This is a genomic window from Spiroplasma endosymbiont of Lasioglossum malachurum (assembly GCF_964020065.1).
Taxonomy (GTDB): domain Bacteria; phylum Bacillota_I; class Bacilli_A; order Mycoplasmatales; family VBWQ01; genus Spiroplasma_E.
Genome location: NZ_OZ026534.1, coordinates 1,234,381 through 1,255,691 on the forward strand (window position 1 = coordinate 1,234,381; position 21,311 = coordinate 1,255,691).

General features: G+C 24.5%; 29 protein-coding genes and 1 pseudogene. 21 read left to right on the forward strand and 9 right to left on the reverse strand.

Features of this window, described 5'->3' with window-relative positions:
• Positions 1–10 precede the first annotated feature (10 nt).
• The 15 genes from AACK95_RS06680 to AACK95_RS06750 all read left to right on the forward strand — a co-directional run bounded on the left by AACK95_RS06680 (position 11) and on the right by AACK95_RS06750 (position 7,582).
• The gene (locus AACK95_RS06680; RefSeq protein WP_338980115.1) at positions 11–286 is read left to right on the forward strand and encodes a hypothetical protein; all 276 of its coding nucleotides are present in this window, start codon (positions 11–13) and stop codon (positions 284–286) included.
• A 57-nt stretch (positions 287–343) separates the two neighbouring features.
• Entirely contained in the window at positions 344–547 is a 204-nt protein-coding gene (locus AACK95_RS06685) for a hypothetical protein (protein WP_338980117.1), read from the forward strand.
• A gap of 295 nt (positions 548–842) precedes the next feature.
• Positions 843–1,016 carry a hypothetical protein gene (locus AACK95_RS06690; RefSeq protein ID WP_338980119.1) on the forward strand — a complete coding sequence of 58 codons (174 nt, stop codon included), beginning with the start codon at positions 843–845 and terminating at the stop codon, positions 1,014–1,016.
• Positions 1,017–1,092: 76 nt separating this feature from the next.
• The gene (locus tag AACK95_RS06695; RefSeq protein ID WP_338980120.1) at positions 1,093–2,043 is read left to right on the forward strand and encodes an IS30 family transposase; all 951 of its coding nucleotides are present in this window, start codon (positions 1,093–1,095) and stop codon (positions 2,041–2,043) included.
• 329 nt (positions 2,044–2,372) lie between these two features.
• A complete protein-coding gene (locus AACK95_RS06700; RefSeq protein ID WP_338980121.1) occupies positions 2,373–2,711 on the forward strand; it encodes a hypothetical protein in 339 nt (112 codons plus the stop codon).
• 1 nt (position 2,712) lies between these two features.
• Positions 2,713–3,132, forward strand: a complete 420-nt coding sequence (locus AACK95_RS06705; RefSeq protein ID WP_174480868.1) for a hypothetical protein — start codon at positions 2,713–2,715, stop codon at positions 3,130–3,132.
• 16 nt (positions 3,133–3,148) lie between these two features.
• Positions 3,149–3,274, forward strand: coding sequence for a hypothetical protein (locus AACK95_RS06710; RefSeq protein WP_338980122.1), 126 nt, complete (start codon positions 3,149–3,151; stop codon positions 3,272–3,274).
• Positions 3,274–3,462, forward strand: coding sequence for a hypothetical protein (locus tag AACK95_RS06715; RefSeq protein WP_338960158.1), 189 nt, complete (start codon positions 3,274–3,276; stop codon positions 3,460–3,462). Before AACK95_RS06710 ends, AACK95_RS06715 begins: the two co-directional genes overlap by 1 nt.
• Position 3,463: 1 nt before the next feature.
• Positions 3,464–3,664 carry a hypothetical protein gene (locus AACK95_RS06720; protein ID WP_338956925.1) on the forward strand — a complete coding sequence of 67 codons (201 nt, stop codon included), beginning with the start codon at positions 3,464–3,466 and terminating at the stop codon, positions 3,662–3,664.
• Between the two features lie 34 nt (positions 3,665–3,698).
• Positions 3,699–3,959, forward strand: a complete 261-nt coding sequence (locus AACK95_RS06725) for a hypothetical protein (protein ID WP_338956747.1) — start codon at positions 3,699–3,701, stop codon at positions 3,957–3,959.
• A 12-nt stretch (positions 3,960–3,971) separates the two neighbouring features.
• Positions 3,972–4,340: a hypothetical protein gene (locus AACK95_RS06730; protein WP_338980123.1), complete on the forward strand. Its 369-nt coding sequence runs from the start codon at positions 3,972–3,974 to the stop codon at positions 4,338–4,340.
• A gap of 209 nt (positions 4,341–4,549) precedes the next feature.
• Entirely contained in the window at positions 4,550–4,741 is a 192-nt protein-coding gene (locus AACK95_RS06735) for a hypothetical protein (protein ID WP_338980124.1), read from the forward strand.
• Between the two features lie 15 nt (positions 4,742–4,756).
• Positions 4,757–5,803, forward strand: a complete 1,047-nt coding sequence (locus AACK95_RS06740; protein ID WP_338980125.1) for a hypothetical protein — start codon at positions 4,757–4,759, stop codon at positions 5,801–5,803.
• Between the two features lie 9 nt (positions 5,804–5,812).
• A complete protein-coding gene (locus AACK95_RS06745; protein ID WP_338980127.1) occupies positions 5,813–6,673 on the forward strand; it encodes a hypothetical protein in 861 nt (286 codons plus the stop codon).
• Between the two features lie 141 nt (positions 6,674–6,814).
• Complete coding sequence (locus tag AACK95_RS06750; protein WP_338980129.1) at positions 6,815–7,582, forward strand: hypothetical protein; 768 nt, start codon at positions 6,815–6,817, stop codon at positions 7,580–7,582.
• A gap of 297 nt (positions 7,583–7,879) precedes the next feature.
• Here the strand turns inward: AACK95_RS06750 and AACK95_RS06755 are convergent, their stop codons facing one another.
• Together AACK95_RS06755 and asnS are read right to left on the reverse strand one after the other, a co-directional pair.
• The gene (locus AACK95_RS06755) at positions 7,880–8,830 is read right to left on the reverse strand and encodes an IS30 family transposase (protein ID WP_338980130.1); all 951 of its coding nucleotides are present in this window, start codon (positions 8,828–8,830) and stop codon (positions 7,880–7,882) included.
• A gap of 118 nt (positions 8,831–8,948) precedes the next feature.
• Entirely contained in the window at positions 8,949–10,367 is a 1,419-nt protein-coding gene (gene asnS, locus AACK95_RS06760; protein WP_422397100.1) for an asparagine--tRNA ligase, read from the reverse strand.
• 181 nt (positions 10,368–10,548) lie between these two features.
• Between asnS and AACK95_RS06765 the strand changes: the two genes are divergently transcribed.
• Entirely contained in the window at positions 10,549–11,040 is a 492-nt protein-coding gene (locus AACK95_RS06765; RefSeq protein ID WP_338980131.1) for a hypothetical protein, read from the forward strand.
• Positions 11,041–11,193: 153 nt separating this feature from the next.
• On the opposite strand, the gene AACK95_RS06770 is transcribed toward AACK95_RS06765, so the two are convergent.
• Positions 11,194–12,111, reverse strand: a complete 918-nt coding sequence (locus tag AACK95_RS06770) for an Mbov_0401 family ICE element transposase-like protein (RefSeq protein ID WP_338980132.1) — start codon at positions 12,109–12,111, stop codon at positions 11,194–11,196.
• A 289-nt stretch (positions 12,112–12,400) separates the two neighbouring features.
• Between AACK95_RS06770 and AACK95_RS06775 the strand changes: the two genes are divergently transcribed.
• From AACK95_RS06775 to AACK95_RS06790, 4 genes and pseudogenes are all read left to right on the forward strand, one after another.
• Entirely contained in the window at positions 12,401–12,739 is a 339-nt protein-coding gene (locus AACK95_RS06775) for a hypothetical protein (RefSeq protein WP_338978532.1), read from the forward strand.
• Between the two features lie 93 nt (positions 12,740–12,832).
• The gene (locus AACK95_RS06780; protein WP_338980134.1) at positions 12,833–13,006 is read left to right on the forward strand and encodes a hypothetical protein; all 174 of its coding nucleotides are present in this window, start codon (positions 12,833–12,835) and stop codon (positions 13,004–13,006) included.
• A gap of 119 nt (positions 13,007–13,125) precedes the next feature.
• A complete protein-coding gene (locus AACK95_RS06785; protein ID WP_338980136.1) occupies positions 13,126–13,299 on the forward strand; it encodes a hypothetical protein in 174 nt (57 codons plus the stop codon).
• Positions 13,300–13,392: 93 nt separating this feature from the next.
• Positions 13,393–14,566, forward strand: a pseudogene (locus tag AACK95_RS06790) (IS256 family transposase); the annotation flags it as partial.
• On the opposite strand, the gene AACK95_RS06795 reads toward AACK95_RS06790, so the two are convergent.
• From AACK95_RS06795 to AACK95_RS06820, 6 genes are all read right to left on the reverse strand, one after another.
• Positions 14,525–15,259 carry an IS30 family transposase gene (locus tag AACK95_RS06795; protein WP_338980138.1) on the reverse strand — a complete coding sequence of 245 codons (735 nt, stop codon included), beginning with the start codon at positions 15,257–15,259 and terminating at the stop codon, positions 14,525–14,527. The pseudogene AACK95_RS06790 and the gene AACK95_RS06795 sit on opposite strands and share 42 nt — an antisense overlap.
• 124 nt (positions 15,260–15,383) lie before the next feature.
• Positions 15,384–15,785: a hypothetical protein gene (locus tag AACK95_RS06800; protein ID WP_338980140.1), complete on the reverse strand. Its 402-nt coding sequence runs from the start codon at positions 15,783–15,785 to the stop codon at positions 15,384–15,386.
• A gap of 41 nt (positions 15,786–15,826) precedes the next feature.
• Positions 15,827–18,469: a cation-translocating P-type ATPase gene (locus AACK95_RS06805; RefSeq protein ID WP_338980142.1), complete on the reverse strand. Its 2,643-nt coding sequence runs from the start codon at positions 18,467–18,469 to the stop codon at positions 15,827–15,829.
• Positions 18,470–18,493: 24 nt separating this feature from the next.
• Positions 18,494–18,769 (reverse strand): aldo/keto reductase, encoded by a 276-nt coding sequence (locus AACK95_RS06810; RefSeq protein ID WP_338980144.1) that lies wholly within the window; start codon positions 18,767–18,769, stop codon positions 18,494–18,496.
• A gap of 88 nt (positions 18,770–18,857) precedes the next feature.
• A complete protein-coding gene (locus AACK95_RS06815; protein ID WP_338980146.1) occupies positions 18,858–19,364 on the reverse strand; it encodes an aldo/keto reductase in 507 nt (168 codons plus the stop codon).
• Positions 19,365–19,391: 27 nt separating this feature from the next.
• The gene (locus AACK95_RS06820) at positions 19,392–20,042 is read right to left on the reverse strand and encodes an NAD(P)-dependent oxidoreductase (protein ID WP_338980148.1); all 651 of its coding nucleotides are present in this window, start codon (positions 20,040–20,042) and stop codon (positions 19,392–19,394) included.
• 298 nt (positions 20,043–20,340) lie between these two features.
• On the opposite strand from AACK95_RS06820, the gene AACK95_RS06825 reads away from it, so the two are divergent.
• On the forward strand, positions 20,341–21,291 hold the full coding sequence (locus AACK95_RS06825) for an IS30 family transposase (protein WP_338980150.1): 951 nt from the start codon (positions 20,341–20,343) through the stop codon (positions 21,289–21,291).
• The last annotated feature ends 20 nt before the right edge of the window (positions 21,292–21,311 follow it).

A 21,311-nucleotide genomic window follows, 5' to 3' on the forward strand; every position in this document is an offset into this window, starting at 1 on the left:
AAGTTTTTTTATGTTTAAAGTACAGTTAGTTAATATTGAAAAAAGGCGTATTATTCCCGATAAAAATAATAAAGGTCAAACATTAAAGTTTGATGTTTTGAAGTTTGTAGAAATAAATAAACAAACAAGCGTGCCAACTGGTCAAACACGTGATAAATGATATAATCCGGAATTTGCTAGTGATTTTAATAATTGTTTATCTACTGTTGATTTAAAAGTTGGTAATTTTTATTCACTTGAACTTGATTTAAGCGGTAATATTAAAAAACTTTCTAATTGAAAATAGTTATTTATTAAAAGGGTAATTTTAAATAATTATTTTATGTTAGGAGAAAATTAAATTATGGCTAAAAATGATAATTGTTCATGTGAACAAGCATTTCATTTAGCAATTTATATATGTAAACTTTGTGACCAAGTTATTTGTCCTAAAAGAGTTTTGCAAAACTTATATACTAGAAAATATTATTGTCCAAATTGTATATTAGATATTGCTTTAAATAAGGCAATGAGACAGAAAAAAAGTAAGTTAAATTATGAGACATAAGTGTAGTGATTGAACTTATGAAAGAGTATATGGTTGTGAAATGTGTTACAGAGTTGCTAATGAAATGGAACGAATAAGAAAAGAGAATAAAAGAAATAAATAAAAATTAAATAAGGGGCTTATATATGGATTATATATTTTTCATTAAGCCCCAATGGATTAGATTATAATTCATAAATAAGCTCCTTATTAGTATATAAAGTAAGGAGTTTTATTTATACCTAATGAGTTAGAACAAACTAGTAATTATACTTTAACTAAAATTTTAAGAACTGGATTAAGTCCATTAAGTGCTATGGTAGGAGTTAGTGCTTATTATGGTCAATATTTAAAAGACCCAATTTTAGGTTCTATTAATTCTTTGTTATTTAGTAAAAAGTTAGGAATTGATATATGAAATATTAATCAAAGACCAACTACTAAAAATAAAGTTATTAATAGGCTGAATTATACTTGTAAGTGCAAGTAAATAAAATTGCAAAAAATTCTCATATAAAAATTTCATAATGCTAAATTTAGTTTAGAAAAAAGTAAGGAGTTTTTATATGAGTTATAAACATCTTGGCATAGATGAAAGGATTTATATTGAGAATCAATTGAAATTTAAATTTAAAATTAGTGAAATAGCTAAAAATCTTAATCGAAGTATTAGTACTATTATTCGAGAAATTAATAGAAATAAAGATAATAATCATTATTTTTCATTAATTGCACAAAATAAAGCTGAAAATCGAAAACAATCACATATTAGTTTTCATAAGTTTAAAAATAAGAATTTAGTAAAATATGTACAACAAAAATTACTATTAGGTTGATCACCTGAACAAATTTATGGCAGAATTAAAAATTTTCATAAAGAGTGAGTTATTAGTTTTAAAACAATTTATACTTGAATTTATTTTGGAATGCTTGATAAAGTTACTAGTAAAAATTTAAGAAGAAAAGGTAAAAAACGAAAATCTAAAGAAAATCGTGGCAAGTTTAATGGTAAATCAATTAAAGAACGAGATATAAATGTTAATGATCGTATAACACTTGGTCATTGAGAAGGAGATACTATAGTATCATCAAGAGGCAAAAGCAAATCATGTTTAATAACTTTAGTTGAAAGAGTATCACGATTTACTTTAGCAATATTAGTTAAAAACAGAACTACTAAAGTTATTAATAAAAATGTCAGTTATTATTTATCAATTCTTCCTAAAAACATTGTTAAAACTATTACTTTTGATCGTGGCAAAGAATTTTCAAATTGACAACAACTTGAAAAAAATTTAGATGTAAAAATTTATTTTGCCAATCCATATTTACCTTGACAAAGAGGTACTAATGAAAATACTAATGGTTTAATTAGAGAAAAATTTCCTAAAAAATTTATTTTTTCAAAAACTAATAAAAATGAAGTTCATAAATTTATATTGTCTTTAAATCAAAGACCGAGAAAAATATTAAATTATCTTTCACCAATCGAATATTTGGATAGAAAAATAATTTAGTTGCACTTACCTTTACAATTTAGCATAGTTATAAAAAGATATTTTTAGGTTTAGGAACAATTGGTTTAATAAATTATGCTAAGTTTGTTCAGTATGTAGATAAGTCGGTTTCTTTATTAAAAGATGAACCATGTTTTTGACCTCCATGCCCTACTGAACCTCCAAGACCAACATATCCGCCGTTTACAACTGTTAAATCTATAATTGATGTTATTTTTGTAGACTGAGATACGTATATATCTTTAAATAGTTTTGGTATAGCAAATGTTATTAGTGGTTTAACTGAATTAATACTTAATAAATTTGAAACTATATGTAAAATAGCAAATATGGCAACTGGTGGTTGTTTGATTAGTACTGGTGTTGCTATGGGTATAAATAATGATTTTAATAATTATTTTGCTATTCCTACGATTATTGCCGGTGCAAGTGAGATTATAAATACTTTATTGTTGCCATTAGGAAATACACATAATAATACAGAATTACAAGAAGTATTTACAGATGAAAGAGCAAGATTAATTAATGTCAGTGTTAATGATTATCAAAGTACAGATGACGGTATGGTTGATGTTGATTTAAATGATGATAGTATGTTAGAGATTAATTTAGATAGAGCAAGTTTAAACTGGGATTATTCTTATGCTTATACACTAGGTGGTGTTTAAAGTGAAAATATATATGTGATGAATTTTAAAATTTATGGCATTAACTGGATGTATTACATTTAGTATATTTTTAGGATTAATTCCTAGCATTATAGTTTTAGGAATTGTTGCAATTAAACCAGTATCTATCTTAATTGGTATTGTTGTGGGTTATATTGGTATTCCATGAAATAATATTAAAAATAAAATAACAAATTGAGTTTTTAAGAGAAAAGAAAATAAATTTATTAAAAAGAATGATTTAAAAGTTGAAAGAAAAAGATATGAAAAACAAAAATTAGAAAGAAAATTTCAAAATTTAAATAATCAAGTAAAAGAATTAAAACAAACATTAGAATTTCAAAGTAAATTATTAGAAATTAATAATGAAAATTTAAGAAATAATGAACAAAATAAAACTATAAGAACATTTATTTTATAAGGAGTGAATTAATTTTATGAAAAAAGATAAATGAAAAAATATGCCAAGACAAAAGTTGCATAAGAAAAAAGCAAAAAGAAATTTTGACCAAAGATTAAGTGAAAATATGAGTTTTGATAGTTTTTTAGAAGGTAGAAAATAATGGTTAAATGAATAGTTGTGATAATTGCTGTTCTTGGTACTTCTTGGGCTTTTAAAGGTACTATTAAAAAGTTAGTTTGAAAATTTAAACATAGAAAACACAATGTAGTTGACCCAGATTGTTGATATTGTAAAGAACAAAAGCGTAAAGAAAGAGCAAGAAAAGAGTTAGAGGAGGGAGGTGATTAGTATGCCAAAAGGATTAAGTGCTTTAATAGAAATGATTGGAGGTATTGGCCAAAAATTATTAGAATCTTTTAGTTATGTTTTTAACTGAGTATTTGCGGGTGATTCTATAATGACAAATTGACCGGTATTAATTCCAATATTTATGATGGTTTTAGTATTTATTAAAGAATTTATTGGACATATTATTCGTGGATTTAGATAGAAAAAATTAAAGTTGTTTTTAGGAGGTAATAGTTATGATTAAATTATTTTTTGCAATAATTTTTGTTTTTCCTTTATTAGGTAAACTTTTACCTTCTTTAAATAATATTGTGCAAAATATTTTGCAAAGTTATATTACTGATTTTTCTGGTTTACATAATTTGTCTTTGGTTATTAAAAGTTTTATTTTTGGTGATAGTTCACAACAAATAGTTTCAATGCCAGCACCATTGTTAGCAATTATTTTAGTACTTTTTACTTTTTCATTAATTTTAAAATTATTAAAAATAATATAGGAGTAGTTTATTATGGGTGTTGCTTTTATTTCAAAAGTTTTAGAACTATTTGGACAAATTTTTATGAAATTTTGAAATTTGCCAATGGCAGATTTAGGTTTTAATTTGGGAACTTTTGTTGTTTTTATTCTTTTAATAAAGTTTGCTATATCAGTTTTTTTAAATATTGATATTCAGCCAGTTTCTACATCGGGGACTGTAAAGCAAAGTTATAGAAATATTAAAGGTAGTTCAAAATTTGTTGGTAAAAAAATTGCTAAGGTTCATAGTAAACGTATTGATAAATTAAAAGAAAAAAATAAAAAACAAGGTAAGTTTAAAGGTGGTGCTGGTGGTAATAAATTTACTGGAACATCTAGTGGTTGAGGAGTTGGTAATTAATTATGAGTGATTTTGTGAATAGTATATTGCATTTAATTTTTATATTTTCTAGTAATGATATTGGTATATTTTTAAATCAAACTAATATTACTGATGAAGTTTATATTTTGTTTAATTTGACTTTTTGGTTGGTATTAGGTGTATTTTTTAATTTTATTTATCGTAGTATTAAATTTATTTTTAGGTCATTGTTTGGGTAGGTGTTAAGTATGAGTGTTTTAGATATTTACAATAAAATACATCAATGTATAGTTGATTATTGAACTATGTTTATAGGAAGTCCAGTTGACCAATTTACTACTATTTTATGAAATTTAGTAGTTTATGGAACGCAGTTTTTTATTGGATTTATTATATTTTATGGTTTATGATGAGTTTTAAGATGTTTGTTTGGTAAATAATTATGTGATTTAAATTTGCTAAATTGTTTTTTTGTTGTAAATACTTCTGTTCAAGCACCAACTAGTTTAATTGCTTCAAATGACCCTAATGTCGTTAATTATGATATTACAAAAGAAATGGTAAAACATGTTAAGTATCATAATTTTGATGATTGAGCAACAATACCATGAAATTCTGCTTATTTTGATGTTGACCAACCGGATTTAAAATTAGTAAGTGGTGAATTTATAGATAATAATGAAGGTTTATATACGTGTTATTATTATAGTGATACAGTTGGTGTTCCGTCACAAATGATAGATATGGGAACTGGCGTTTATACTTTTAATAGAAAACAATTAGATGAATTTTCACGTATTATGTTTAATCATAATTATGTTGCAAAGAATAATATTAATAATTTAAATTTTGTTAATACTGGTAAAAGTATTATAAATTTTCAAACACAGTTAAATTTTGAAATTGATAAACCTTTGAGTTTTTATATTCAAGGTTTTATGTTTTATTTTGAATATGAATATTTTAAAACTTTTACTGCTAATTTTACTTTTAGTTTTTTAGATTATGTTGGTGATACAAAATATGTTTTTAAAGGTAAAGTGGATAATAATATTTATCAACAAGATTTATATAATTTTGTTACTATGCCTATTCGTGTTCTAAATTTAAGACATTTAACAGTATTTTTTGATGTTCATGGTGAATCAACTAGACCAACTTTTTCACCACAGTTGAATTTTGGTCAAATCAATATTTTTTCAAGTGAAAATATAACACCAGTGCCACCAAATAGTCCTTTTAATCCCGAATATGAAAGACCAAATTGATATGATGTCTTTGGACATTTACGTAATGCTTTTAGATGAGTACTTTATGGTGTTGTTGGTAAAGTTTTACCAGTTGAACCATTAAGACAATTTCTTTTTACAACAGATAGTTTATTACGACATATTTTTTCAGATACGATTAGTACTGCTTTAAATGTTGATATTGTTAGTGGAATAGAAAATATTATACCTTTATGATTATTTGTTAGAGCAATTAGTTTAATTATAGGTTAGGAGTTTATTATGCCTTGATATGGTTATGTGTTATTAGTTATAGGTTTGATTATAATTATTTATCCAATTCTTATAACTATTCGTAATGTTAAAATTTTAAAACGAATTGGTAGTTATATTATTTCAGCACCTCCAAGAACTGGCAAATCTGCCCTTGCTTGTTGTTTAGCACAAACTCATAAGAAACGAGTAGTTAGTCCTTTCCCTATTAAGTTAAAGACTGGTTATTCTTATTTGGTTAATTATAATGATGTTTTTACTTTTAATCAGTTAGCAAGTAATTATGCTTTTGAGGAACAAGATTTAATAATTTTAGATGAATTAGCATTAAAAATAAATTCTAATGATTTAGGAGTACAGTTTAAAAATCAACAAGAAAGTTTAGGACAATTTTGTAAGTTAATAGGTCACATGTTTAATGGTACAATGTATTTGATTGAACAACACCCTAATAGAATACCAGTACAAGCAAGAGAAAAAGTAGAATATATAGTTCAAGTTAAAAGAATGCGTGTTTTATTATTTTTTGTTGTATTTAATATTAATTTATATACTAATATTGAGGATTATAATAAAGTAGTATTTTCACGTCGTAGAACAAAGAAAATGATTAAAAAAGGTATTATGCCTCCAAGTTATAGTGGTGAAGCAATGGCTATGACTTTATTTTTTCCTAGACACTGGTTAAAAAGGTATAATTCACGTGCTTTACATTATGTGCATGAACTTAAAAGTGAATTGTCACCTAAGAAATACCTTAAAGAAGCAAGTAGTATTGATATGACTTATAGTGATATTAAGTCTGCTGGTTTGGATAAATTGGATAATATTTTAAAGAAAAAAGATAAACCTAAAAATAAAAATAAATAAAAATGATTATAGTCCCAGTGAACCTACTGGGACTATAATTTGGGTGAGCCACGTAGTGGCGAGGGACGAAGTCCCTATATACTTGAGTTCTATTTTATATAATTTATATGAAAGTAAATGAATTTAAAGGAGAAAAATAAAATGAAAAATTTATTAAAATTATTATCAATTTTAGCAATATCAACACCAATACCATTAACTGTAGTTGATTGTGATACACCAGACTCAAAAAAAGATACAAAAATTGATATTTCAACAAAAATTCCTAATAATATAGATTTAGGGATATTAAAATTTAAAAAAAATATAAAATCTGAATTTTTAAATAAATTACAAGAAAAATTAGTAACAATGTTAGGTTTAAAAACTATTACAAGTAATGACTATGATGTTTATATAAAAATTTTTGAAAAATATTTTTACTTTAAAGATTTATACTTTATTGATATTTTCAAACAAAATGATTTTTTAACTTTAAATTTAAATATTAAAATTGTTGCTAAAAATGGAACCAAATTTAAAGGAGAAAAAAATAATATTACAATTAGTTACTGCTTATTACAATCATGAACTGATTTAAACCAAATTACTAATATTGATAGTCCAAGTCAAATTGAGGCCATTGACCCGAATGCTGTTACAAAAGAAGAATTAGAAAATGCATTAGATTCAATCATCAATAATTCTGTACAAAAAATATGTTATGACGATATTGTCATCAAAGAACTTGATTATGTATATGATATAATAGATGAAGATTGCATTAATAGAATTACTACTATTGATTTATCAACTACTAGTAAAATAGTCAAAGTTAAAATTACTGCTCAATGAAATTCAATTGATTTTGTTGGAACGACTAATTTAATATCTGTCACTTTGCCAAAAGCTATTAAAATTATTAACTAATGTAAATTTTAAATCAAATATGAAAGAAGTCTATTGAAAATAAACAAAATTTGATAACATATAGTTGCTATCCAATATATAATTTTAACCCACTACTTTTATGCTAAAGTAAGTGGGTTAATTGTTTAAAAAGGGTAATTAAAATAGAAGTAATTGAACAACATATTTAGTTTAATTTCAAAAATAAGAAATGCAATAAAAAAAAAATAAAAAATCAAATGATAAAACAACTAATTTAATAAGTAATATTTTTGAAATAATGAGATTTTAAATGCTAAATTGTAAAGGTAAGTGCAACTAAATTATTTTTCTATCCAAATATTCGATTGGTGAAAGATAATTTAATATTTTTCTCGGTCTTTGATTTAAAGACAATATAAATTTATGAACTTCATTTTTATTAGTTTTTGAAAAAATAAATTTTTTAGGAAATTTTTCTCTAATTAAACCATTAGTATTTTCATTAGTACCTCTTTGTCAAGGTGAATATGGATTGGCAAAATAAATTTTTACATCTAAATTTTTTTCAAGTTGTTGTCAATTTGAAAATTCTTTGCCACGATCAAAAATAATAGTTTTAACAATGTTTTTAGGAAGAATTGATAAATAATAACTGACATTTTTATTAATAACTTTAGTAGTTCTGTTTTTAACTAATATTGCTAAAGTAAATCGTGATACTCTTTCAACTAAAGTTATTAAACATGATTTGCTTTTACCTCTTGATGATACTATAGTATCTCCTTCCCAATGACCAAGTGTTATACGATCATTAACATTTATATCTCATTCTTTAATTGATTTACCATTAAACTTGCCACGATTTTCTTTAGATTTTCGTTTTTTACCTTTTCTTCTTAAATTTTTACTAGTAACTTTATCAAGCATTCCAAAATAAATTCAAGTATAAATTGTTTTAAAACTAATAACTCACTCTTTATGAAAATTTTTAATTCTGCCATAAATTTGTTCAGGTGATCAACCTAATAGTAATTTTTGTTGTACATATTTTACTAAATTCTTATTTTTAAACTTATGAAAACTAATATGTGATTGTTTTCGATTTTCAGCTTTATTTTGTGCAATTAATGAAAAATAATGATTATTATCTTTATTTCTATTAATTTCTTGAATAATAGTACTAATACTTCGATTAAGATTTTTAGCTATTTCACTAATTTTAAATTTAAATTTCAATTGATTCTCAATATAAATCCTTTCATCTATGCCAAGATGTTTATAACTCATATAAAAACTCCTTACTTTTTTCTAAACTAAATTTAGCATTATGAAATTTTTATATGAGAATTTTTTGCAATTTTATTTACTTGCACTTACAAGTATAATTCAGCAAAATATTATTATTTTAGAATAATAAGTTATTTGGTGTACGAGGAAAAGGAATAACATCTCTAATATTATTAATACCAGTAATAAACATTAAAAATCTTTCTAGACCTAAACCAAAACCAGCACTTGGTGCATATCCATATTTTCTTAAATCAAAATATCATTGTAGATCATTACCCTCAATTTTGAATTGGGTTTTATTTTTTAGTAATTGTTCATAATTATCTTCACGAACAGAACCACCAATTAATTCACCAATCCCTGGCACTAATAAATCCATAGCTGCCACTGTTTTTTGTTGTGGATAATTACTATCAATTGGATTAAGTTTCATGTAAAAAGCTTTGATGGTTTGTGGATAGTTAATAACAAAAGTTGGTTGTTTAGTTATTTCTTCACATAAATATCTTTCATGTTCTGATTGTAAATCAATTCCTCATTTAATTTCATTAAATTCAAATTTTTTTCCTTTTTTTTGCGCATTTAAAAGTAATTCAATGACTTCTGTATAAGTAATAACTTTAAAATCAGATTTAAAATCGGCAATTTTTTCTAATTTTTCAATTAGTGATTGTTCATTTTTAGTTTCTTGTTTTTGTTCTAAAAATTTTAATTCAGAATTACAATTATTTAGAACATCTCTAATAACAGTTTTTATTAGTTTTTGGGCTAGTATAATATTATCTTGTAGATTACTAAAGGTAAATTCTGGTTCTACCATTCAAAATTCTGCTGCGTGACGTGTAGTATTAGATTTTTCAGCACGAAATGTTGGTCCAAATGTATAAACTTTTTGTAAAGATTGAGCGTAGGCTTCAGCATTTAACTGACCACTAACAGTTAATGAGGCTTTTTTCCCAAAAAAATCCTTTTCATATTTATCATTAGTTATAGTAGTAACAATAAAATTTTCACCAGCACCTTCAGCATCATTAGCTGTAATAAGAGGACTATGTAGGTAAATAAATTGATTATTATGAAAAAAATTATGAATAGATCATGATACTTGATCACGAATTCTAAATAATGACAAGAAAGTATTAGTACGAACACGTAAGTGTGCATGTTCACGAAGAAATTCATTTGTATGTTCTTTTTTTTGGATTGGATAATCATTAGCGCATATGTTGTAGACAGTAGCAGTAATTACTTTTAGTTCAAATGGTTGTTTCGCATTTGGTGTTAAAATTAAATTACCAGTAATAGTAACAGCACTACCAGTAGTAACATTAGTTAAATTGTTAGTATTTTCTAAATTTGGATCATATACTACTTGTAAGTTATTAATTGAAGAACCATCGTTTAAATCTAAAAACCCAACTTTTTTACTATTTCGATTAGAACGAACCCAACCGTTAACAGTTACTTGTGTTGGTATTTTTTTAGTTTTATCGTTACTATTAATAAATAAATTATTAATTGTGTAAATCATTATTGTTCCTCCTATTTATTTTTATATAATAAATAAATTATATATTAACTATTATCTTAGTAGGGAATTATTTATGATTTTTTTCATTAATATTTGGGATAAATTTTATTTTTAGTTAGTATAAAATTTCAAATTGAATTTTAAGTTAATGTTATAATATTACTTATAGTAAAGGGGGTTTATTATGGGCAAATTTTTAAAGTTAATTACTAATGGCTTTATAACAGGTGTTAGTGAACCATGATGTAATAATGAAGGAGTTGCAGTTTTACCTTTTGTATATAAATACAATCAATATTGATTTTTATTAATGAAAGAAAAGAATCCTTTATTTGAAAATAAAAAGATATCATTTTTTAGTACTCTAACAGGTGGTTGTAAATTAGGTAAATCATCACTAGAAACTGTTAAGAATGAAATTTTAGAAGAGACAGGAATTAATATTAGAAGCTTAAAACTTGATTGTATTTATAGACTTGGTAGTTACTATGTTAATAAAACTTCAATAAAAATATGACATTTTTATGCTGTTGATTTATCTAGTTTGAATTTAGATTTAAAGTTAAGTTATTTTGGTAAAGGTGATGGTAGTATTGGTGAAAATGGTATTAATGGTATTTTTATTAATGAGAGTGAACTAGATAAAGTTAATGATGCACTTACCTTTACAATTTAGCATTTCACTAATTTTAAATTTAAATTTCAATTGATTCTCAATATAAATCCTTTCATCTATGCCAAGATGTTTATAACTCATATAAAAACTCCTTACTTTTTTCTAAATTAAATTTAGCATTATGAAATTTTTATATGAGAATTTTTTGCAATTTTATTTACTTGCACTTACAAGTATAATTCAGCACTCATCATATTGACCATTTTCAATAAAATTTCTACAAGTATTATATTCGTTTCAATATTTTCCTTTATTTCCAGCGATTATTCCAACATATAATTTTTTAACTAAATGGAATTTATTTAAAACAAAATTTGCACCTAAATAATCAGCAACTTCTTTAATTCATCCTGCACTATTTCCACAAATAATAATTTTTGCTTGGTCAAAATTTTCAAAAAATCTATTTCCTTGTTCTTTGATAAATTCAGCAGTTTTTTTAACACCAATTGCTGTTTTTGTTGGTCTTATTATTACATCTGCTCTTTTATTAACTAATTTATGATTAACATTATCTGTACAAAATAATACTAAACGCATTGAATATTTACCAGAATTGCGTTTAAATTTTCAAAATTTTCGATGTCCATCATCAATACTAATATAAATAAATTGATTTGGTTCTAATTTTATTTTAGGAACATCTAATTTATTAACTTGATATTTTTGAAATAATCTACTAATACTTGTTGTACTAAATTTTGTTTGCTTCATAGTATGTAAAATATCAACATATCTTTTTCCATCAGCAAAATGTTCAATAACATTATTTTTGATATTCTGACAAGTTATTTTATATTTAGGTAATTCTAATTCTTCATCTAATAAACAAACTCTTACTCATTTTTTTAATTGTTCATCATAATATTTATAATCACGACATTTATAAATAACAAGACCATTGATAGTATTTCTAGTTCTTTCTTTAATTTTAACTGGAATATATTTTCTATCTCTTTCTTTTAATATTCTTCAATCTGTTTTTTCTCATTGATTTTTTATATCATCTCTAAATGATTGATACATTCTTTCAGTTGCTTCTTTTAAAGTTCATAAATAATTAAAACTCATATTTTTTCTCCTAACTATTTTAAAAAAATCTAAATTTATTGTAAATATATTTAAAAAATTAATTTACTGAATTATTATATACATATATAAGTGTAATTTAAAATTAAATAAAAAAACAATTTCATATTTAAAATATAATAAACAATTTCAATATAATTAATAGTATAGGTATCATAAAATAAACGCCTTTAATTTAGGCGTTATTTTACGTTTAAAAGTATAATTGTAAAAATATCAAAAAATAAGTATAATTTAACAATAAAATGTTAAGAGATAAGGAGAAATTAAAATGGAAATAGGAAAAATAGAAATTTTAAAAAATAAAATTCAAGAAATTCAAGAAATGATTAATTATATAAATATTATAATAATTAAAGAGAAAGAAAAAAATAAACCCAATGAATATGATTTAAGAATTTATTCAAGGGAAATTGTTAGTTTTGAAAAAGAACTAGAAATTTCTAAAAGAAAGTTATCAAACGAACTAAGTAAAATTACAGAATTAACAGAACTAACACCATTGTTACAATTAAATGATATCAATATTATTAATTCATATAAATCTATTAATAATCAAGAAAAAAGTAGTAAAGTTTTTATTAAAAATAATAATTGTGTAATATCTTAAATTTCATTTAAAAATAGGAGTAAATTATCATGAACAAAGAAAAGTTATTAAAAGTTGTAAGTAACTTAAAATCTTTCAAAAAGATTTTGAAAAATGAATGTTATCTGTCAAAATAAAAATTGTAGTAACAAATGAAGTAATATTGTTTTATTAGAATTAAAATCAACAACATTTAGTTTTTTTCTTTGTGAAAATCATGCAATTAATTTAGAACATGAATTATTACCAAAATGATTAAAAACTTGTGAAGAGTTAAGAAAAAAATAATAAAATAAAAAAGGAGCAATTTAATATGAAAACATGAATAAAAACAAATTTAAGTAAAATAACATTAGCATTAGCACTAACTGGTGCAACAACTGGAACAATTGGTTTAATCATGGGGGGTGCTTACCCATAATGTAGGTACTAATGTTAAGCATTATTTAACACGAAATGGAGAAATGGTATATGGAACAACTACTATTTGAGTTAATACATATACAAGTGAAAATATTTTTCAATTATATTTTTCTAAAAAACCGAAACATGAAGATGATATAAAATGAAATGGTAATTAGGTAATGTTTAGTAATCTGTGTAACTTACAAAAATAACTATGTTTAATTAATTCTAGTAAATATAATTAAATGACTAGAAAGAGTGAGTTACAGATGGCTAAAAAAGATAACTTTAATAATAATGATCCAATATCAAAAGCAGTAGATTTATTATTAGAAAATACTGAAGATTTAACAACAGTTTTTAAAGAAGGGGGTTTATATAAAGAATTAACAAAACGTTTAGTTGAAAAAATGTTGAATTCTGAGATGCAAAATTATTTAGGATATGAAAAAAATCAACATAGTAATAGTGACAATGCTCGTAATGGTATAAGTTCAAAAAAATTAATAACTCAACAAGGTAAAATTGAGATTGATGTACCACGAGATCGTAATAGTAATTTTACTCCTGTAATAGTGCCAAAAAGACAGAGAAGATTTGATGGTTTTGATCAACAAGTTCTTTCCTTATATGCAAAAGGTATGACATTATCAGATATTAGAATGCAGTTACAAGAGTTATATCATGGTGCTGATATTAGTGAAAGTGTTATTAGTCAAATTACTGATGATGTAGATTGATGATGTCAAAGCATGACAAAATAGACCATTAGAAGACATTTATCCCATTGTTTATTTTGATTGTATAGTAGTTAAAGTACGACAAGATAAACGCATTATTAACAAATCAGTTTATATAGCTTTAGGTGTTGATTTAGAAGGTAAAAAAGATGTTTTAGGTTTATGAATTAGTGAAAATGAAGGCACTAAATTTTGATTAGCAAATTTCACAGAAATGAAAAATCGTGGCTTAAATGATATTCTTATTGCTTGTAGTGACAACTTAACAGGCATGTCAGAAGCAATACAATCAGTTTATCCTAAAACTGAACATCAATTATGTATAGTTCATCAAATCAGAAATAGTTTAAAATATGTTTCATACAAACATCGAAAATCACTAGTTACAGATTTAAAGCCAATTTATAATGCATGTAGTGAAGAACAAGCAATGCAAGCTTTAGAATCATTTAAAAATAAATGAAATAAACACTATCCTCAAATTGCTAAATCTTGATATAAAAATTGAGATAATTTAATGATTTTTATTAGTTATCCTCCAGAAATCAAAAGAGTGATTTATACTACAAATTCTATTGAATCTGTTAATAGTCAATTACGAAAAGTCATCAGAAATAAAAAAGTTTTTCCAAATGATATGGCAGTTTTCAAAATATTTTATTTAGCAATTGAAAATATAACAAAAAAATGAACAATGCCCATTTAAAATTGAAATACAGCAATTGCTCATTTTATGATAAAATTTGAAGACAGAATTAATCTGAACTAGTACTTTGCAAAACAAAGATACACAGATTACTAAAAAGTCTCCTAAAGTAAATCGTGATACTCTTTCAACTAAAGTTATTAAACATGATTTGCTTTTGCCTCTTGATGATACTATAGTATCTCCTTCTCAATGACCAAGTGTTATACGATCATTAACATTTATATCTCGTTCTTTAATTGATTTACCATTAAACTTGCCACGATTTTCTTTAGATTTTCGTTTTTTACCTTTTCTTCTTAAATTTTTACTAGTAACTTTATCAAGCATTCCAAAATAAATTCAAGTATAAATTGTTTTAAAACTAATAACTCACTCTTTATGAAAATTTTTAATTCTGCCATAAATTTGTTCAGGTGATCAACCTAATAGTAATTTTTGTTGTACATATTTTACTAAATTCTTATTTTTAAACTTATGAAAACTAATATGTGATTGTTTTCGATTTTCAGCTTTATTTTGTGCAATTAATGAAAAATAATGATTATTATCTTTATTTCTATTAATTTCTCGAATAATAGTACTAATACTTCGATTAAGATTTTTAGCTATTTCACTAATTTTAAATTTAAATTTCAATTGATTCTCAATATAAATCCTTTCATCTATGCCAAGATGTTTATAACTCATATAAAAACTCCTTACTTTTTTCTAAACTAAATTTAGCATTATGAAATTTTTATATGAGAATTTTTTACAATTTTATTTACTTGCACTTACAAGTATAATTCAGCTCTTTATATCACAAAGAAAGTTATTCATAAAAATATTTATTTATTTTATCTTTGTTTTTAATTGTCATCATCATAATTTCATATCAATTTAAATTACATTTATATGGCTGAAAACCTTTTAAATCTCATTGTATGCAACATTCAATAATTAAAAAATCAGGAGTTGCAACAAATTCAAAATCATTGTATTTAGTATAACATTTAAATAATGAATTAACATAATGATTTCGTTTTTGCATTTCTAATTCTCATTTACATAAAAGTAAATTAAAGTAGTTGCGTTCCAAATCTAAAAATGGTTGCATTGCCATATTTGTAATTTTTTTATTTAAACAATGATCATACATTAGTAATTCCTTACGCAATGCAGTTAAACTCATATCTGGTGTATAACTAAATAATTCATACGGAATAATTCTCATTATTAATTTTCCATTCTATATTATTTAACTTTTACTTTATTTTATTCTTTTTTAATTAATTTATTAACTAAAAGTCTAATTCCTTTATACACTTCTAATAATCACATTGGTATTGTTGATAAAGCAATACAAAGTAATCAATCAACTGCACGAAAACCAGCACCAATACCAAAAGCATTGCTAATAACAGGTGTAAAAATAATAAAAGTATTAATAGCAAAAGCACTAATCACCGCAACTCAAATATATTTATTTTTTCAAGTAATCTTATTAAAAATACTTGTATTAGCACCTGAAACAAAAGAAAATGCATAAAAAAAAGGAGCATTAGTCATTATAACAAAAACAAAAACAAAACCTTCGCTATTATTTTCATGTAAAATTTGAGGTAAAAAATGAAAAGCTAATAGTAACAAGGTACTTAATATTATACTAACAATACCAATAAATCCTCAACTACCAGTAAGAATTCTATCATTCCGTTTTGTTGGTTTTCTAAGCATTAAATCAGGATTATTAGGTCCCATTGACATTGGAATTGCAATAACAGATTCAACAATTAAATTAATTCATAAAATTTGAATTGGTTGCAATAATTCATTTCATCCAAAAATAGCACCAATAACAATTGAAAATACTTGGGCCATATTAGTAATTAAAATAAAAATAACAATTCTTTTAATTTTACTGTAAATATTACGCCCTTCTTCAATAGCATCAACAATAGTAGCAAAATTATCATCAGTTAATACTATTTGTGAAGATTCTTTAGCAACATCGGTTCCCGTAATACCCATCGCTACTCCAATATCTGCTGCTTTTAAACTAGGAGCATCATTAACACCATCACCAGTCATCGAAACAACCTTATTATGACTCTGTAATGCTTTAACAATCTTAACTTTATGTTCAGGAGAAACACGAGCAAAAACTCGATATTGATTAATATTAGCATTAAATGATTCTTCTGGAATATCATCAATTGTATTACCACTAAGTGCTTGTGTTTTATTTTCAATCAAACCTAATTCTTGACCAATAGCAACAGCAGTATTTAAATGATCACCAGTAATCATAATTGTATCAATACCTGCTTTTTTAGTTTTAACTAAAGAATCTTTAACTTCGTTTCTTGGCGGATCAATCATTCCAACTAATCCTAAAAAAGTTAAATTACTTTCAATTTCATTAATATTACTATAATCTTTCGTATTATTAACAGTTTTATAACTTGCTCCTAAAACACGTAATGCTGAATTTGACATTTCTTCCATACTTGCAATTATTTCTTTTTTAATTTGTGCAGTTAATACTACTCTTTCGTTATTAATAAGCGTATGAGTACAAATATTAATCATATTATCAATCGCGCCTTTAACAAAAACATAAGTTTCTTTATCATATTCATTAATTGTTGACATTAATTTACGATTGGAATCAAAAGGTATTTCATGAACTCGAGTATGTTTATCACTAAGTGCCTTTGTTGGAAACTTTAATGTTTCTGATCAATTAATAAGTGCTGCTTCTGTTGGATCACCAATAGTTTTATTTTTACTAACTTCACTATTATTACATAATACTAAACAATCTAAAAATAATTGTTCTTGTTTAGTTTTCTTTTTAAAGTCATTACTATCATTAACTGATTTTGTTAAATAATATTTTTTAACAGTCATTTTATTTTGTGTTAAAGTTCCGGTTTTATCAGAACAAATAATATCAACTTGACCTAATGTTTCAACAGCAGGTAAATGTTTAACAATAGCATGTTTTTTTGCCATTCTTGAACTTCCCAGTGATAATGAAACGGTGACAATAACTTGCAAACCTTCAGGTATTACTGCTATTGTTAAAGCAATTCCAAAAATTAAAGCATTAATAGCAGGTACTTTAATTAAGAAAAATTGTAGTAAAAACATAGCTAAACCTAATAATAAAGCAAAAACTGAAATTATTCTAATTAAAAAAGACATTTGTCGCGTTAATGGTGATTTAGGTTCTTTTTCTTCTTGTAATAACTTAGTTATTTTTCCAATTTCAGAAGTTTTTGCTGTTGCATAAACTAAACCAAGACCACTACCTGTCGCAATAGAAGTAGACATAAAAGCAAGATTAGTTCTTTCACCAATTGATAATTTTTCTTCAGTTAATGCTTCAGTAGTTTTACTAATTAAGGTTGATTCACCAGTTAAAAGTGATTCATTAGTACGTAAATTATAAGACTGAATAATACGCAGATCAGCAGGTACAAACATTCCCGCATCTAAATAAACCAAATCACCTACCACTAAATCTTTAGCATCAATATCGTATTTATTACCATTACGAATTACTACTGCTTGTGAAGAAACTAATTTCTTTAAAGAGTCCAAAGAAGCTGCAGCTTTTACTTCTTGATAAGTAGCCAAAGTAGCATCAACAATTACAATTAAAAAAACAACTAATGCTTCTTGTCATTGACCAATAACAGTAGCAATAATTGCTAATGCAATTAATACTAAAACAAATGGTTCAATAAAATGTGCTAAAACTATTTTTCAAATTGGCTTTTTTTTCGTAACTGGTAATTGATTAGGTCCTGTTTCTATTAATAATTGAGCTGCGGCTTCTTCAGTTAAACCTGTAACAAAATTAGTATTTAGTTTTTTTGCTAATTCCTTAGTTGTATCATTTCAAATCACAATTATTTAACCCCCTTTTTAAATTTAATCCATCATAATTCCTTTTCAAAATTTTTTATCATTAGATTGTGGGCCTAAAGCAGTTTGTGGTAATTTTTGAATTTTTAACATTTCTTCTTCTGTTAGTTCAAAACCCCCAATATCGGGATTACTAATAATTCGCTCTGGATTAGTTGATTTAGGAATAACTACTTGACCCAATTGTCAAGCTCATCTTAAAGCAATGTGACTAGTAGTAACCTTGTATTTATTTGCTAATTCTTGTAATAATGGTATTTCATCTGCTCTACCACCTAGCATTGTTCTTCATGAAGTAACAGCAATATTATTCTCGTAACAAAAATCTATTGTGTTTTTTTGATTAAAACCAGGATGTGTTTCAATTTGATTAATTGCTGGTTTTATTTTTTTTAAAAAAATCTTTTAATTGTGAACTATTAAAATTTGAAACACCAATTGCCCTAACTTTACCATATTCATAAAATTCTTCTAAGACTCTTCAACATTCAAAACTTTGTTTAGTTGGTCAATGAATTAAATATAAATCTAAATAATCTAGTTTTAAACGAGTCAGGATACCACGCAAAGCATCTTTAGTAAGTTCATATTCATGATTATCATTTCAAATTTTAGAAGTAATAAATAAATCTTTCCTTTTAACTTCTGGATTTTCTGCTAAAAAATCTTTAATTGCATTACCAATTATCTCCTCGTTTTTATAATATTCTGCAGTATCAATATGACGATAACCATTTTGCAAAGCACAAATTACTGAATTATAAATAGATTTACTATCAACCATTAAATATGTACCTAATCCAAATTGAGGAATTTTGACACCATTATTTAGAGTTATCGTTTTTTGTAAAATTTGTTCTTTTGTAAGTTTTACCATTTGTCTAATATCCTTTCAAACAAAATATTAATTATAACTCGCTGTAAAACGTTTTTTAATAAATTTTTGTTCTTTAATCTCATTAATAATAGCAATTGCAGCATCACCATAACTAATCTCACTTTTTCCTTCTTTATTAACAATTAAATGATTGTTACCAATTTTAAATTTACCTAAAGTTGGTAATTCTGGGTCATAGTATAAAGAAGGGCTAAAATATGTTCAATTAATGTCACTGCTACGATAAGTAGCTAATGCTTGAACTTGTTGTTGTGCATGTTCTTTTCATGCTTCAGGAAATGCACTTGTTTCTACTAATATTTCATTCTTATCATCTAACAAACTACCAGCACCACCAACAATTAATAACCTTTTAATATTTTGACATTCATGCATGATAGTAATTAAGTTTTTAGCAACTTGCTGATGAATATTTTGGGGATTATCAATAGTAGGGCCGTAAGCACTAATTAAAATATCAACATCATTAACAACCGCTTTAATACTACTTTTATTAGTAAGATCAGCTTTTTTAATGGTCAATCGATTATCATTATTAAGAATTGGCATTTTAATAGGATTTCTAGTAATGGCAACAACTTGATATCCCTGTTTTAAAGCTTCTTTAGTTAAAGTAAGTCCTGATTTTCCTGATGCTCCAATAATTCCAATTTTCATAGTTAATACTCCTTTTCAAACTTAATTTTAACGAAGAGTCAACAATATACTATAGTAATTATAGCATAAGTACACCTTATATTAGGTATTAGTTTGGGTGTTAGTAAATCATAAAATTATGATTTTAATTTATAATATTGCTACTTTTACTCATAAATTTACAATTATATATAATAATTTAATTACAAAAATATGCTGAATTATACTTGTAAGTGCAAGTAAATAAAATTGCAAAAAATTCTCATATAAAAATTTCATAATGCTAAATTTAGTTTAGAAAAAAGTAAGGAGTTTTTATATGAGTTATAAACATCTTGGCATAGATGAAAGGATTTATATTGAGAATCAATTGAAATTTAAATTTAAAATTAGTGAAATAGCTAAAAATCTTAATCGAAGTATTAGTACTATTATTCGAGAAATTAATAGAAATAAAGATAATAATCATTATTTTTCATTAATTGCACAAAATAAAGCTGAAAATCGAAAACAATCACATATTAGTTTTCATAAGTTTAAAAATAAGAATTTAGTAAAATATGTACAACAAAAATTACTATTAGGTTGATCACCTGAACAAATTTATGGCAGAATTAAAAATTTTCATAAAGAGTGAGTTATTAGTTTTAAAACAATTTATATTTGAATTTATTTTGGAATGCTTGATAAAGTTACTAGTAAAAATTTAAGAAGAAAAGGTAAAAAACGAAAATCTAAAGAAAATCGTGGCAAGTTTAATGGTAAATCAATTAAAGAACGAGATATAAATGTTAATGATCGTATAACACTTGGTCATTGGGAAGGAGATACTATAGTATCATCAAGAGGCAAAAGCAAATCATGTTTAATAACTTTAGTTGAAAGAGTATCACGATTTACTTTAGCAATATTAGTTAAAAACAGAACTACTAAAGTTATTAATAAAAATGTCAGTTATTATTTATCAATTCTTCCTAAAAACATTGTTAAAACTATTATTTTTGATCGTGGCAAAGAATTTTCAAATTGACAACAACTTGAAAAAAATTTAGATGTAAAAATTTATTTTGCCAATCCATATTCACCTTGACAAAGAGGTACTAATGAAAATACTAATGGTTTAATTAGAGAAAAATTTCCTAAAAAATTTATTTTTTCAAAAACTAATAAAAATGAAGTTCATAAATTTATATTGTCTTTAAACCAAAGACCAAGAAAAATACTAAATTATCTTTCACCAATCGAATATTTGGATAGAAAAATAATTTAGTTGCACTTACCTTTACAATT